Genomic DNA, 14,592 nt, shown 5'->3' with positions numbered 1-14,592 from the left:
CCCGGACCGCCGGTGAGGGACCCATGACCGACCAGGACTCGCCCGCCGGACCGAACCCCGGCTCCATCGACGCACTGGCCGCGCAGGCCTCCCAGGACCCGGCCCAGGACCGGGTCCGCCGCAGCCGCAACCGACTGGCCTGCGGCATCAGCGCCCTGCTGCTGGCGATCGTGCTCACCCTCGGCGGTCTGCTGCTGCGTGCCTGGTGGACCGGCTCCCAGTTCGCGGCCCCTGACGACTACCCCGGCCCCGGCACCGGATCGGTACGCGTGGACGTACCGCAGGGCGCCAACCTCACCCGGATCGGACGGCTGCTGTACGACGGGGGTGTGGTCGCCAGCGTGGAGGCCTTCACCCGGGCCGCCATGGCCGACCCCAGGGCCGTCTCCATCCAGCCCGGCGACTACGCCCTGCGCCACCGGATGTCCGCCCTCGCGGCGCTGGGTGTCCTCACCGACCCCGCCAACGCCGGCGGCCTGGTGATCCCCGAGGGCCGGCGGGCGCAGCAGGTGTACGCCGCGGTCGATCTGAGGCTCGGCCTCAGACCCGGCACCACCGCCGCCGAGGCCCACCGCGGAGCCGCCACTCTGGGGCTGCCGGGCTATGCGGGCGGGCGGACGGAGGGGTTCCTCTTCCCCGCCCGGTACAGCGTGGGCCACGGCACCAGTGCGGCCGCCCTGCTGCGCCGGATGGTCGCCCAGGCCAGGACGGAGTTCGCGGCGGACGGCCTGGGCACCGGTCCCGGCGCCTACCAGGTGCTCGTCATCGCCAGTCTGGTGCAGGCCGAGGCCCAGTCGCCGGCGGACTTCGGCCGGGTCGCCCGGGTGATCACCAACCGGCTCGCCCGGGGCATGCCGCTCCAGCTGGACTCGGCCCTCAACTACGGCCTGGGCCGCACCACCCTGGACACCAGCCACCAGGACATCACCGTGGAGAACCCCTACAACACCTATCTGCACCCGGGCCTCCCGCCGACCCCGGTGGACAACCCCGGCCATGCGGCGATCCGCGCGGCGCTGCATCCCACGCCGGGCGGCTGGCTCTACTTCGTGACGGTCAAGCCCGGCGACACGCGGTTTACGGACAGTTACAGTGTGCAGCAGCGCAACGTGGCGGAGTTCAACCGCTACCAGCAGCAACATCGCAGCTCAACGCCGTCCGCGCGGCGCTGACCCGGTCGCGTCCGGCAGATCCGATAGGTTGCCGCCGTTGCGGTACGGTAACGTCTCCGGGCACCGGTGAGGCAGCTAGTACGCCGGTTCGAGAGCGAATGCGGGACGCCGTCCCGGACGGTCGGGCGATGCCGGCCGGTTCGTCGGTTCAAAAGGGGATCAATGACTGACCTGGGTCGGGGGTACGGCTCCCAGCCGTGGAACGCTGGCGACCCGCTGTACGGGGACATGCCGCAGCAGGGCGGCAACCCGGGCGGTCACGGTCAGCAGGCTTCGCAGGCCTCGCAGGGCGGCTACGGCCAGGGCCAGCAGCAGGGCTGGCCGACGGATCCGTACGGCGGGCAGCAGGGCGGCTGGCAGCAGCAGCCCCAGCAGCCCCAGTACCCGCAGCAGCAGCAGTACCCGGGGCAGTACCCCCAGCAGCAGCCGCAGCACCCCCAGCAGCAGCAGCCTCAGCAGCAGTACCCGCAGCAGCAGCAGCAGTACCCGGGCCAGTTCCCTCCGCAGCCCCGGCGCCCGCAGCAGCAGCCCCAGCAGCCGCAGCCGCGCCCGCAGCCCCAGCAGCCGCAGGACGAGTTCGACTGGCAGGCCGAGGCCGACGCGCTGAACCGCCCCGCCGCCGAGCCCGACGCCGAGGAGGAGTGGTCCGGCGAGGAGGAGTACGCGGAGGAGGCCGGCGGCTCGTTCTTCGGCGATCAGGACGACAGCCGGGGCGCCGAGCGGCGCCGCAAGCAGCAGGGGAAGAAGTCCGGCCGCCGCAACGGCGGCGCCTGTCTGGTCATCTCCGTCGTCCTGGTCGGCATCCTGGGCGCCGGCACCTACTACGGCTACGGCTTCTACCAGGACCACTTCGGCCCGCCGCCGGACTTCGCCGGTGTCGGCACCGGCTCGGTCCAGGTGGACATCCCTGACGGTGCCACCGGGACGCAGATGGGTGCTGCGCTGAAGAAGGCCGGCGTGGTGAAGAGCGTCGACGCCTTCGTCAAGGCCTACAACGGCAATGCCAAGGCCCAGACGATCCAGGCGGGCTTCTTCACCATGAAGCTCCAGATGTCGGCGGCCGAGGCCGTGAAGTTTCTGATCGAGTCGGCCGGAGGCGACGTCCTGATGGTGCCGGAGGGCCGTCGGGCGTCGGAGATCTACGCGATGATCGACGCCAAGCTGAAGCTCGACCAGGGCACCACCGCCAGGACGGCCAAGACAGAGGTCGGGAAGCTGGGCCTGCCCGCCTGGGCGCATGGGAACCCCGAGGGCTTCCTCTTCCCGGCCCGCTACCCCGTGGGCAAGGGCATGAAGCCGTTCAGTCTGCTCAAGCAGATGGTCGCCCGCGCCAATGAGGAGTTCGCCAAGTTCGGCTACGCCGACGGTTATCGCAAGGACGGCCTGAAGTCGCCGTACGAGCTGCTGACCGTCGCCAGCCTGGTCCAGGCCGAGGGCTTGAACTCCGACGACTTCGGCAAGATCTCCCAGGTCGTCTACAACCGGCTGAAGCCGGGCAACACGGAGACCAACGGCTTCCTGGAGTTCGACTCGACCTACAACTACGCGCGCGGGAATCGCACGCTCCATGTCAGCGCCGAGGAGATGCGGCGCTACAAGAGCAACATCAACACCTATTACACAAAGGGCCTCCCTTCGCAGCCGATCAGCAATCCCGGCGAGGAGGCGCTCAAGGCCGCCCTCAACCCGACCCCGGGCCCCTGGTACTACTTCGTCTCGGTCACCCCGACCGACACCAGGTTCGCGGCGACACTCGCCGAGCACCAGAAGAACCAGCAGGCCTTTGAGGAGGAGTTGAAGAAGAGCGGAGGCAACGGGTGACCCGCGTCCGCCACCGTGCGGCGGTCCTGGGCTCGCCGATCGCCCACTCGCTCTCGCCCGTGCTGCACAACGCGGCGTACGCCGCCCTCGGTCTGGACGACTGGCACTACGGCCGCCATGAGGTGGACGAGGCCGCGCTGCCCGGGTTCCTCGGGTCGCTGGACGTGGCCGGCGAGGGCTGGGCCGGGCTTTCGCTGACCATGCCGCTGAAGCGGGCCGTCATCCCGCTGCTGGACGAGGTCAGCGCCACCGCTCTGGCGGTGGACGCCGTGAACACGGTGGTCTTCACCGCCGACGGTCGCCGCACCGGTGACAACACCGACATCCCCGGCCTGGTCGCCGCCCTGGCCGAGCGGGGCATCGAGAAGGTCGACTCGGCGGCTGTGCTGGGCGCGGGTGCCACCGCCTCCTCGGCGCTGGCCGCGCTCTCCCGGATCTGCACCGGTGAGGTCACCGCCTACGTCCGCAGCCCCGAGCGGGCCGCGCAGATGCACGCCCTGGGCGACCGCCTCGGTGTGGCCGTCCGCACCGCACCGTGGGAGCGCGCCGCCGAGGCCCTGGCCTTGCCGCTCACCGTCTCCACCACCACGGCGGGCGCCAACGACCACCTCGCGGACGCCGTGCCCGACCGGCCCGGCGCCTACTTCGACGTGCTCTACCACCCCTGGCCCACCCCGCTGGCCGCCGCCTGCGCGGCCCGCGGCGGCGCCGTGCTGGGCGGCCTGGACCTGCTGGTCCACCAGGCCGTGCTCCAGTGCGAGCTGTTCACCGGGATGCGCCCGGCCCCGCTCGCCGCCATGAGGGCTGCCGGCGAGGCCGCCCTCCGGGTGGGCTGAGCCGGCTTCCCGCCCGGTGCCACGGCGTGGGCAGCCCGTGACGGCAGGGCTCCCGGAGCCCGGACGGTGCTTCACCGGTGGGCCGGTGGGCCGGTGGTCCGGTGGTCCGAGGACCGGTGGTCCGGTGGTCCGAGGACGCAAGAGTGGGACCAGGACCGGCGCTCCGGCCGGAAGTCCGAGCGGGGCGCCGGTCCTGGTGTGTCGCGCGGCGAGGGGAAGGGTGCCGCGCGGGGCGTCGGCAGGTGGGCTCACCCCTTGCTGGCTCCGAGGGTGAGTCCGGAGACGAACTGCTTCTGGAGGGCGAAGAACACCACCAGGGTGGGTATGGCGACGATCAGCGCCGCAGCCGATATGAGGTTGTTGTTGACGAAGAACTCGCCGGTGAGGTTGTTCAGTGCTGCGGTGACCGGCCGGTTGCTGCCGGTCTGCATCAGGACGGTGGCCCAGAAGAAGTCGTTGTAGATCCAGGTGAATTCCAGCGTGGCCAGTGCGGCCAGTACCGGGCGGCAGAGGGGCATGATGATCTGCCAGTACTGCCGCCAGGCGGAGGCTCCGTCGACCAGTGCGGCTTCGCCGAGCTCTCCGGGAATGGTCCGCATGTAGTTGGACAGCACAAAGGTGCAGAACCCGGTCTGGAAGGCGACGTTGATCAGGATCAGGCCGAGGAAGGAGTCGTCCAGCTTGCCGGACGACGCCAGCCAGGTCGGCAGCTGGACCAACTGGTAGATCTTGAACAGCGGGGTGATGACGGCCTGCTGGGGCAGCAGGTTTCCGGCAGTGAAGATCATCAGCAGCACGATGTTGATCCGGAAGCTGAACCGGGCCACCACAAAGGCGACCATGCTGGACAGCAGCAGAGTGATCACCAGGGCCGGCACCGTGATGAGCACGGAGTTCCAGAAGTAGTGCGGGAGTTCCGCCTGCGTCCAGGCGGTGGTGAAGTTGCCCAGGTTGTAGTGGCCGCCGACCGACACATAGCCGTGCGTCGCAGTGTCCCCGTACGGGCGCAGTGCGGTGTAGAAGGCGTACAGCAGGGGGGCGAGCCAGATGACCGAGGTTCCGATCAGGAACAAGTGCAGGGCGATGCGCGCAGAGCGCGGTGACGGCGGTCGGCTGGGCGTGGGCGGGGCCGTGCGCGGCGCCGGGCGCTCGGTGGTGATCGCGGTCATTCGCGCTCGTCCCTTCGGAGCATGGTGATCAGGTACGGCACGATGAATGCCAGCGAGATCAGCAGCAGGATGGTCGCGAGGGCGGAGCCGAAACCGATACGGCTGGCTTCGCCGATGATGTTGTTTGTGACCAGCACCGAGAGCAGCTCGAGGCCGTTGGTGCCCTTGTTGATGACGTAGACGATGTCGAAGGCCCGCAGCGACTCGATCACCGTGACCACGAGAACGACGATGTTGATCGGCCGCAGGGTGGGCCAGACCACATGCCGGAAGGTCTGCCAGCCCCCGGCCCCGTCGAGCGCGGCGGCCTCCTTCTGGGAAGGGTCGACGCTCTTCAGCCCGGCCAGAAAGAGGATCATGACATAGCCGGCCTGCCGCCAGCAGGCCATCACCATGACGGCCCAGATGTTGAGGTGGGGGTTGCCCATCCAGTCGACGACATGACCGGTGGAGTGGCCGGTCAGGTTGTTGAGCAGGCCCTGGGTGGGCGAGAAGATCAGCTCGGTCATGAAGCCGATCAGCGCCATCGAGAGCACCACGGGCATGAAGAGGATGCTCTGGTACACGCGGGAGAAGCGGATCTGCTTGTCGAGTTGGACGGCGAGGAAGAGGCCGAACGGAGCGGGCAGGCAGAAGAAGACGGCGAGCCACACCAGGTTGTGCTCGATGGCGGGGTGGAACTGGGGGTAGATCGTGAAGATGTTCTTGTAGTTGTCCAGCCCGACCCACCGGATGGTCGAGAGGTCGCCGAAACCCGACCAGCTGGCGAAGGACAGGACGACGGAGGCCAGGGCGGGTATCCAGACCAGGCCCACCGTGATGAGAGTCGGCACTCCGCCCATCAGGCTGAGCGTCACCCGGTCCCGTACCGTCAGGGTTCTCAGGCGGCGGCGCCGTTTCGCTGGTACGGGCGCTGCTGGGGCTGCGCCCTCGACAATGGTCATGCGTTCCTCGCAGTCGTGCTGATCCGAAGGCCGTGGCGGGCGGGCCGACCTGAGGTCGGCCCGCCCGGCGGAGAGGGTCAGCCCGCGGCCGACCAGATGCTCTTGGCCTGCTTGTCGACGTTCGACAGGATGCTTGTGATGTCGCCCGGGCGGTTGAGGAACGACTGGATCGCGGGGAGCATCACGGGGTCGGCGAAGTCCGGCCGGGTGTCGCGGTCCATGAACTGGGAGAGGTTCTTCGCGCCCGTGATGAGCTGCGCGGCGGCGGTCTGCGGGGCGGTGTACTTGGAGGTGTCGACGCCGTTGGCGGTGGCGATGTCGGCAGGGTTGCTGCCCAGCCACAGCTGCTGTGCCTTGGCGGTGCCCAGGTATTCCAGCAGCTTGAAGGCGCCGCCCTTGTTCTTGGGGGACCTGGAGACCATGAAGCCGTCGATGGGCGCCTCGACGGCGTCCTGGCGGTAGGCCGGGTTGATCTCGGGGAAGGCGAAGAAGCCCAGGTCGTCGGCCTTGTCGCCGGTGAAGATGGTGCCGATCTGGTCCAGCCCGATCACCATCATGCCGGCCTGCTGGTTGAGGATCTGCTGGGCGCCCTCCTGCCAGGTGAGGCCGAGGAACCCGGGCGAGTAGTAGGGCAGCAGCTGAGCCCACTGGTCGAACACGGCCTTGACCTGCGGGGTGTTCCAACTGTCGCCCTTGCGCATCAGGTTGATGTGGAAGTCGAACCCGTTCATGCGCATGTTGAGGTAGTCGAAGGTGCCCATCGCGGGCCAGCCGTCCTTGTCGGTGAAGGCGATCGGGATGATCCCGTCGCTCTTCATCTTCCTGGCCAGCGCTATGTACTGGTCCCAGCTGGTCGGCGCCTCATACCCCTTGGACTTCCACAGGCTCTTGCTGTAGAAGACGGCCCACGGATAGTAGTCGAAGGGCACCAGGTAGTAGTGGCCGTCGGCGCCCTTGCTCTGTGCCTGCATGGCCGGGGTGTAGTTCGCCCCGATGCTGCCCCAGACCTCGTCGACGTTGCTGAGCAGACCCTGCGCGGCGAAGTACTGCATGCGCTCACCGGCGAACCAGTTGAACACGTCGTCCGGGTTGCCCTGGAGGTAGGTCGAGATGTTCTGCTGGAAGGTGTTGTGGTCGACCCAGTTGGGCTTGACCGTGATGCCGGTCGCCTTGGCGGCTGCTGCGAACAGCGTCTCGTAGGCGCCCTTGGGCTCCGGAACCGCCGCGTTCGAGCCGAAGGTGACGGTTCCTGAGGCGTCGCCCGTGCTGGTGCTCGAACCGTTGCTGCCACAGGCGGAGAGAAGGGGCGCCACGCTCAGCGCGCCGACGCCGAGCAGCGCGCCACGCAGAACGGCTCGCCGGCCCACGGCGTGTCCGCTGCCTGACGATGGCGATCGGCGGCCGTCGGCGGAGGTGGGGAGCATGCGTTCTCCAAGGGGTGTGCGGTGCCTGCAGAGGGGATGCGTCCGCCGGGGAGCAGGCGCGTGGGGGCGGCAGCCGCGGGGTGCCGCTCCACGCGGGCGCGACGTTGCCGAGGCCGCCGGCCAATGGCCCCCGCGTGTGCGGAAGGCTGCCTGCTCCCTGTTCACGCCCGTGCCCGCACACCCCGAGGGGCGTGCGGAACCGCCGGTACGAAGCTGCGGGGCAGCCACGAGGCGGGTGGCGGACCGTCTCGTTCGGCGTGTGACCTGAGGGGCACTCAGGCCGTGACGGAAGCGACGAAAGTATGAGAGCGAACATCTGCCGCAGCGTCAAGAGCGTTCGTGTTCATTCATGAGAGAATTGGTGAGATCTTGTCCCAATGCTGGGGCCGCAATCGTTGAGCAGGCCACCGGCCCGGGGCGGCCTCCCGGCCCCGGGGTGCGACCTGCATGAGGTGTCCCGGGAGCCCGGTGACGGTGGCGGTGCACCCGTGCCCCCGGGAGGCCTTGCCTGGGAGCCCCTGCCGCGCCGGGGGCCCGATTCCGGGCCGCACCGGCGCGGCTGCCGGCGGGCACTGCACAAAAGGCGTGAACAGCGGCACTCTGCTGCCTGCTGTGTGATCCGGCTCCTGTCCGCCGCGGTCCGGCCGGGACGTCATCCCCTCGCGGAGGTCGCACCGTCGGACCTGCCCACACCGCTGCGTGGAGCGGGAGTTGACTCACCGTCGGCGGACGTCCGATCCCGGCCTCTTTGATCTGATGCCTTGACAGTTCGTTGGCGGAGGGCATGATAGGGGACTTGTTCGGTTCCGTTCAGTTGCGTTTGGTTGTGTGTTCCGTCCGCCCTGCTTGCGAAAGAAGGGACCACCCCACCCATGCCATCGCTGTCCCGCAGGATCCTGACGTGTCTGACCGCGGGTGCCGTCTGGACCGGCGCACTCGGTCTGGCAGCCGTCACCACCGGCATAGCCACAGCTCCCCCCGCTGCCGCGCTCGACAACGGCCTCGCCTCACTCCGCAGATGGGCTTCAATGACTGGAACGCCTTCGGCTGCGACGTCAGCGAGCAGCTGATCAAGCAGACCGCCGACTACTTCGTCAGCTCCGGGCTGAAGGACGCCGGCTACCAGTACGTCAACATCGACGACTGCTGGATGACCCACGAGCGAGACGCCGACGGCCGCCTGGTGCCCGACGCGGTGAAGTTCCCCGACGGGATCAAGGGCACCGCCGACTACGTCCACGGCCTGGGCCTCAAGCTGGGCATCTACGAGGACGCCGGAACCGCCACGTGCGCCGGCTACCCCGGCAGCCTGGGCCACGAGACGACCGACGCGCAGACCTTCGCCGACTGGGGTGTGGACTACCTCAAGTACGACAACTGCAACAACAAGAGCGACGGCACCCGCCAGGATTTCGTGAACCGCTACACCGCGATGCGCGACGCCCTGCAGGCGACCGGCCGCCCCATCGTCTACTCCCTGTGCGAATGGGGCCAGCAGCAGCCCTGGGAGTGGGCCTCCGACATCGGGAACTCCTGGCGCACCACCGGTGACATCAGCGACAACTGGGCGAGCATGCTCTCCATCCTGAAGAGCAATGTGTCCCTCGCGCAGTACGCCGGCCCGGGCCACTGGAACGACCCGGACATGCTGGAGGTCGGCAACGGCGGTATGACCGACACGGAGTACCGCAGCCACTTCTCCCTGTGGTCGATGATGGACGCGCCCCTGCTCATCGGCACCGACCTGCGCAAGGCCAGTCCCCAGACGATGTCCATCCTGCTCAACAAGGACGTCATCGCGCTGGACCAGGACTCCCTCGGGAAGCAGGCCGCTGTCCTGTCCTCCGACGGCGGCCGATGGGTGATCACCAAGGAGCTCGCCAACGGCGACCGGGCTGTGGCCCTGTTCAACGAGACCAACCAGCCGCAGCACATCTCCACCACCGCGGCCGCGCTCGGGCTGCCGGCCGTGAAGGGCGCCTACCAGGTGCGCGACCTGTGGCAGCACGCCGACTACCAGTCGAGGGGCACCCTGGCGGCCACCGTTCCCGCCCACGGCACCATCCTGCTGCGAGTGAGCACCGCCAAGGGTGCCCTCGCCGATCTGCCGCTGCTGGACACCGCCACCACCGGCACCGAGAACCGCCTCCAGCCGGGCCGGAGCACCACGGTCACCACCACCGCCACCAACCTCGGCCTCGTACCGTCTCTGGCGGTCGATGTGCAGCTCACGGCGCCCGACGGCTGGACCGTCCAGGCGCAGAGCGCCACCCGCCGCGCCGTCCTGAGCACCGGACGGACCCTCAGCAGCACCTGGCGGATCACCGCCCCGGCGGACGCGGAGGTCGGCAGCTACCCGCTCTCCGGCACCGTCACCTCCTGGGACCCCCGGCACAACCGCACCGTGACCGTCCCGCTCACCGGTCAGCTCAACGTGGCGGTTCCGCCGCCCGCCGGCACCTCCTACCTCAGCGACCTGAAGTGGACGTCCGTGAGCAACGGCTGGCCCCCGGTCGAGCTGGACACCAGCAACGGTGAGAGCAAGGCCGGTGACGGCCACCCGATCACCCTGGGCGGGACCGCTTACACCAAGGGACTCGGTGTCCACGCCCCCAGCGCGGTGGAGTACTACCTGGGCGGCCACTGCTCCACGGTGACCGCCACCGTCGGGGTGGACGACGAGAAGAGCGGCAAGGGCAGCGTCGACTTCCAGATCCAGGCCGACGGCAAGCAGGTCGCCGACAGCGGCGTCCTCACCAACGCCATGGGCGGACAGCCGATCACGGCCGACGTCACCGGAAGCCAGACCGTCCAGCTGATCGTCACCGACGGCGGCGACGGCAACGACAGCGACCACGCCGACTGGGCGGACGCCGCGATCACCTGCTCCTGACCCCCTTGCAGCACCGCGGTGTGCGGCGGACCCGGTCCGCCGCACACCGGCTCAGGGGCGTTCGGTGCCGCTGAACGCCCGGATCAGTTCGATGGTGATCGACGACGGTGGTTTGGAGGGCAACGTGCGAAAGAACCGGGTCGGTGCCGTGGCCGCGAGGCCGGGGCGCCGGCGATGGCGGGCCGCGCTCCTCGCGACGGCTCTGACAGTCTCTCTGTGCAGCATGATCCGGCCTGCTGCAGCGGGGACGGCCGGCGGAACGGAATCCGTCGCAGCCACGGAGAGCCGTGCGACGCACACGGTGAGCTATGACGGCTATTCGTTCCTCGTCGACGGCGACCGCACCTATCTGTGGTCCGGCGAGTTCCACTACTTCCGGCTGCCCAGCCCCGATCTGTGGCGCGACATCTTCCAGAAGATGAAAGCCGCCGGATTCAACTCCACCTCACTGTACTTCGACTGGGGCTACCACTCCCCGAAGCCGGGCGTGTACGACTTCACCGGGGTGCGTGACGTCGACAGGCTGCTGGACATGGCCCAGGAGGCCGGGCTCTATGTCATCGCACGCCCGGCGCCGTACATCAACGCGGAGGTGGACGGCGGCGGCCTGCCCGGCTGGCTGACGACCAAGCCCGGGAACAACCGCAGCGACGACCCGCAGTTCCTGAAGTACGCGGACGAGTGGATGACCCAGATCGACCGGATCATCGCACGCCACCAGCTGACCAACGGCACCGGGTCGGTCATCGCCTACCAGGTGGAGAACGAGTACTACAACGGCTCCGCTGCCAGCCGGGCGTATATGCAGCATCTGGAGGACAAGGCACGCTCCGACGGCATCACGGTGCCGCTGACCGGCAACAACAACGGGACCTTCAACACCGGCACCGGTGCCCTGGATGTCGACGGCCCCGACTCCTACCCGCAGGGGTTCAACTGCTCCACACCCACGAAGTGGAACGGCGTCCCCGACATCAGCTATGACCACCCGGCCGGCAAGCCCCTGTACTCGCCGGAGTTCCAGGGCGGCGCATTCGACCCCTGGGGCGGACCCGGGTACGACAAGTGCGCAGAGCTGATAAACGATCAGTTCGCTGACGTCTTCTACAAGCAGAACATCGCGGTCGGCGCGACCGCGCAGAGCTTCTACATGACCTACGGCGGCACCAACTGGGGCTGGCTGGGCATGCCCGAGAACTACACGTCCTACGACTACGGTGCCGCGATCCGCGAGACCCGCCAGCTCGACCCCAAGTACTACGAGGACAAGCTGATCGGGTACTTCACACAGGCGGTCGCACCGCTGACCAAGACCCTGCCGGTCAATGCCGCGCAGCCCGACAACTCCGCAGTCGTCGACACCGTCCGGATGAACCCGGACACCAGAACCCAGTTCCACGTCCTGCGGCACGCGGACTCGGCGTCGACATCGGTCGACAGGACCCATGTCTCCGTCGACTTCAACGCCCAGCCCGCGGCGGACACCAGCTACACCTACGACGACACCGACCCCGCGCTCCAGTACGCCGGCTCGTGGTCGCACGTGGCTGACCAGAGCTACACCGGCGGCGACTACAAGAAGACCGAGTCGTTCTCCAACCACGCCGGCGACTCGGTCACCATCCCGTTCACCGGCAGCGCGGTCCGTTGGATCGGATCGAAGACCAACAACCACGGCTATGCCGACGTCTACCTCGACGGTGTCAAGGAGGCGACGGTCGACGACTCCGGCAGCCAGAGCCAGGCGGTGCTGTTCCAGAAGTCCGGTCTGTCCGATGGAGCCCACACACTGGAGATCGTCGTCGACGGCCGCCACAGTTCGGGATCGTCGGACGACTATGTGTCCGTCGACGCCGTGGACGTGCCGACGGCCGGCGCCTCGGCGCCGACCTACCCGGTGGTGCCGCAGCAACCGGGTACCGCGATCACCCTCGACGGACGGGACTCGCACATCATCACGGCGAACTACCGGCTCGGGGACTCGCAACTGCAGTACTCCACATCGGAGATCATGACCAACGCCACCATCGGGAACCGCGACGTCGCGGTGGTCTACGGCGATCCGGGCAGCGACGGCGAGACGGTGCTGCGCTACGCGTCCAAGCCGACGGTGTGAGCAGCGGGGGTGCGGTCACGACCACCTGGGACGCGACCACCGGCGACCTGCGTCTCAACTACCGGCACAACGGCCTGGTCCGCATCGGCATCAGCGGTGCGGGATCCCGCCCGCTGCTGCTGCTCGTCGGCGACAAGGCGACGGCGGAGACCTTCTGGCGCCAGGACACGGCGACCGGTCCGGTGCTCGTCCGCGGCACCCATCTGCTGCGCGGGGCGACCAGCCTGGACGGTGGCCGCACCGTCGCGCTCACCGGCGACAACGCCGATGACAAGGACATCGAGGTGTTCACCTCCGCCGAGCACATCACCTGGAACGGCGTACCGGTGCGCACCCGGACCGGCGCGGCCGGCAGCCGTACCGGCACGATCCCGGTCGCGGCCCCGGTCACGCTGCCGGAGCTGACCGGCTGGAAGCACGCCGAGGAGTCCCCCGAGGCGGCGCCCGGGTTCGACGACTCCGGCTGGCAGGTGGCCGACAGGACGAGCACCAACAGCGCGTCGGGCGTCAACTCACTGCCGGTGCTCTACGCCGACGACTACGGGTTCCACACCGGCAACACCTGGTACCGCGGCCGCTTCCGCAGCAGTGGCAAGGAGACGGGCATCCACCTCGCCTCGGACTCCGGCGGCGGGGCGCAGGCGTTCTCCGCCTGGCTCAACGGCACCTTCCTGGGCAGCTCCACGACCGGCAGCGCCGACTTCACCTTCCCGGCCGGGTCGGTGAGGGCGAGCGGCGACAACGTCATCTCGGTGCTCACCGTGAACATGGGGCACGAGGAGGACTACAACTCGAGCAACGGCAACAGGACCGCCCGCGGTCTGACCGCGGCCTCCCTCACCGGTGCGCCGCTGACCACCACCACCTGGCGGCTGCAGGGCGTGCGCGGCGGTGAGGACCTGCAGGACCCGGTGCGCGGCCCGCTCGCGACGGGAGGCCTGTACGGCGAGCGCGCCGGCTGGTCGCTGCCGGGCTTCCCGGACCAGGGCTGGAGCCGGGCCTCCCTGCCGACGAGCGACACCCGGCCCGGGGTCTCCTGGTACCGCACCGATGTGGCGCTGAACCTCCCGCACGGGCAGGACACCTCGCTCGGGCTCACGATCGACGACGACCCGTCCCGCAAGTACCGCGCCACCCTGTACGTCAACGGCTGGCAGGTCGGGAACTACGTCAACTACCTCGGCCCGCAGCACACGTTCCCGGTTCCCGACGGGATCCTGAACCCCGACGGGGTGAACAGCATCGCCGTCGCCGTGTGGAACCTCGACGGCAGCACCGGCGGGCTCGGCAAGGTGTCGCTCACGGACTACGGCAGTTATGCCTCGTCGCTCCGGGTCGCCCAGAACGACAGCCCCCGCTACGACGCGCGGACCTACGCGATGCCGAAGCGGCCGGGAACCGCTGTCACCCTGGACGTTCCGGACACCGTGCAGTCGGGACAGGCCTTCACCGCAGAGGCGACGGTCCGGGTGCCCGAGGACCAGCCGCCGGCCACCCGGTTGACGCCCTCGCTCGCCCTGCCCGACGGCTGGACCGCGAGCGCTGCCGGTCCGGCATCGGCGGACCGGGTGCTTCCCGGCAGCTCGGCCGCCTTCACCTGGCAGGTGCAGCCACCGGCCGGGACGCTGCCCACGGCCTCGGCTCTCACCGCGACCGTGGACTACCTGCAGCGCGGAAGACCGGCCGTCAACAGCGACGAACGCATCGTCGACGGGATACCGGCGCCGCCCCAGGCGGGCCGGATCGCCGTCAGCGACCTGCCCTTCCTGTCGGCCACGAACGGCTGGGGCCCGGTGGAACGCGACAGCAGCAACGGCGAGCGGGCAGCCGGGGACGGCCGGGAGATCACCGTTGCCGGCGTCGCCTACCCGAAGGGTCTGGGCACCAACTCGGACAGCGATGTCGAGGTGTACCTCGGCGGCAGGTGCTCACGGCTGACCGCCGACGTGGGTGTCGACGACGAGACGGGCGGTTCCGGGACGGTGGCCTTCAGCGTGATCGCTGACGGCAGGACCCTGGTCACCACTCCCACGATCCGGGGCAGGCAGGCCGCGGTGCCGATCGACGTCGACGTCAGCGGCGCGCAGGTGGTCGATCTGCACACCGGGGACGCGGCCGACGGCAATGGCAACGACCACGGCGACTGGGCACTGCCGACCCTGACGTGCAGCTGAGAGGCTGACGGATGGTTCCGCAGAGGGGGCTGCCCGGCCGCAG

The 14,592-nt window shown here is 69.2% G+C and carries 9 protein-coding genes; 6 read left to right on the top strand and 3 right to left on the bottom strand.

Annotated features, from left to right (window positions below; genetic code table 11):
* The first annotated feature begins 23 nt into the window (after window positions 1-23).
* From mltG (AB0761_RS07845) to AB0761_RS07835, 3 genes are all read left to right on the top strand, one after another.
* Complete coding sequence (gene mltG / locus AB0761_RS07845; protein ID WP_377268245.1) at window positions 24-1,172, top strand: endolytic transglycosylase MltG; 1,149 nt, start codon at window positions 24-26, stop codon at window positions 1,170-1,172.
* A gap of 162 nt (window positions 1,173-1,334) precedes the next feature.
* The gene (mltG, locus tag AB0761_RS07840; RefSeq protein ID WP_377268244.1) at window positions 1,335-2,993 is read left to right on the top strand and encodes an endolytic transglycosylase MltG; all 1,659 of its coding nucleotides are present in this window, start codon (window positions 1,335-1,337) and stop codon (window positions 2,991-2,993) included.
* Entirely contained in the window at window positions 2,990-3,829 is an 840-nt protein-coding gene (locus AB0761_RS07835) for a shikimate dehydrogenase (RefSeq protein ID WP_377268243.1), read from the top strand. Before mltG (AB0761_RS07840) ends, AB0761_RS07835 begins: the two co-directional genes overlap by 4 nt.
* A 248-nt stretch (window positions 3,830-4,077) precedes the next feature.
* On the opposite strand, the gene AB0761_RS07830 is transcribed toward AB0761_RS07835, so the two are convergent.
* The 3 genes from AB0761_RS07830 to AB0761_RS07820 all read right to left on the bottom strand — a co-directional run bounded on the left by AB0761_RS07830 (window position 4,078) and on the right by AB0761_RS07820 (window position 7,366).
* Window positions 4,078-4,998: a carbohydrate ABC transporter permease gene (locus tag AB0761_RS07830; RefSeq protein WP_377268242.1), complete on the bottom strand. Its 921-nt coding sequence runs from the start codon at window positions 4,996-4,998 to the stop codon at window positions 4,078-4,080.
* Window positions 4,995-5,942, bottom strand: a complete 948-nt coding sequence (locus AB0761_RS07825) for a carbohydrate ABC transporter permease (RefSeq protein WP_377268241.1) — start codon at window positions 5,940-5,942, stop codon at window positions 4,995-4,997. The genes AB0761_RS07830 and AB0761_RS07825 overlap by 4 nt, the downstream gene beginning before the upstream one ends.
* 77 nt (window positions 5,943-6,019) lie before the next feature.
* Window positions 6,020-7,366 (bottom strand): ABC transporter substrate-binding protein, encoded by a 1,347-nt coding sequence (locus AB0761_RS07820; RefSeq protein ID WP_377268240.1) that lies wholly within the window; start codon window positions 7,364-7,366, stop codon window positions 6,020-6,022.
* A 1,018-nt stretch (window positions 7,367-8,384) separates the two neighbouring features.
* On the opposite strand from AB0761_RS07820, the gene AB0761_RS07815 reads away from it, so the two are divergent.
* From AB0761_RS07815 to AB0761_RS07805, 3 genes are all read left to right on the top strand, one after another.
* Entirely contained in the window at window positions 8,385-10,259 is a 1,875-nt protein-coding gene (locus AB0761_RS07815) for an NPCBM/NEW2 domain-containing protein (protein WP_377268239.1), read from the top strand.
* 301 nt (window positions 10,260-10,560) lie between these two features.
* Window positions 10,561-12,375, top strand: coding sequence for a beta-galactosidase (locus AB0761_RS07810; protein ID WP_377268238.1), 1,815 nt, complete (start codon window positions 10,561-10,563; stop codon window positions 12,373-12,375).
* Window positions 12,372-14,549: a beta galactosidase jelly roll domain-containing protein gene (locus AB0761_RS07805; RefSeq protein ID WP_377268237.1), complete on the top strand. Its 2,178-nt coding sequence runs from the start codon at window positions 12,372-12,374 to the stop codon at window positions 14,547-14,549. Before AB0761_RS07810 ends, AB0761_RS07805 begins: the two co-directional genes overlap by 4 nt.
* The last annotated feature ends 43 nt before the right edge of the window (window positions 14,550-14,592 follow it).

Source organism: Peterkaempfera podocarpi (assembly GCF_042466665.1).
GTDB lineage: Bacteria > Actinomycetota > Actinomycetes > Streptomycetales > Streptomycetaceae > Peterkaempfera > Peterkaempfera podocarpi.
This window is presented reverse-complemented; position numbering and strand designations above follow the sequence as displayed.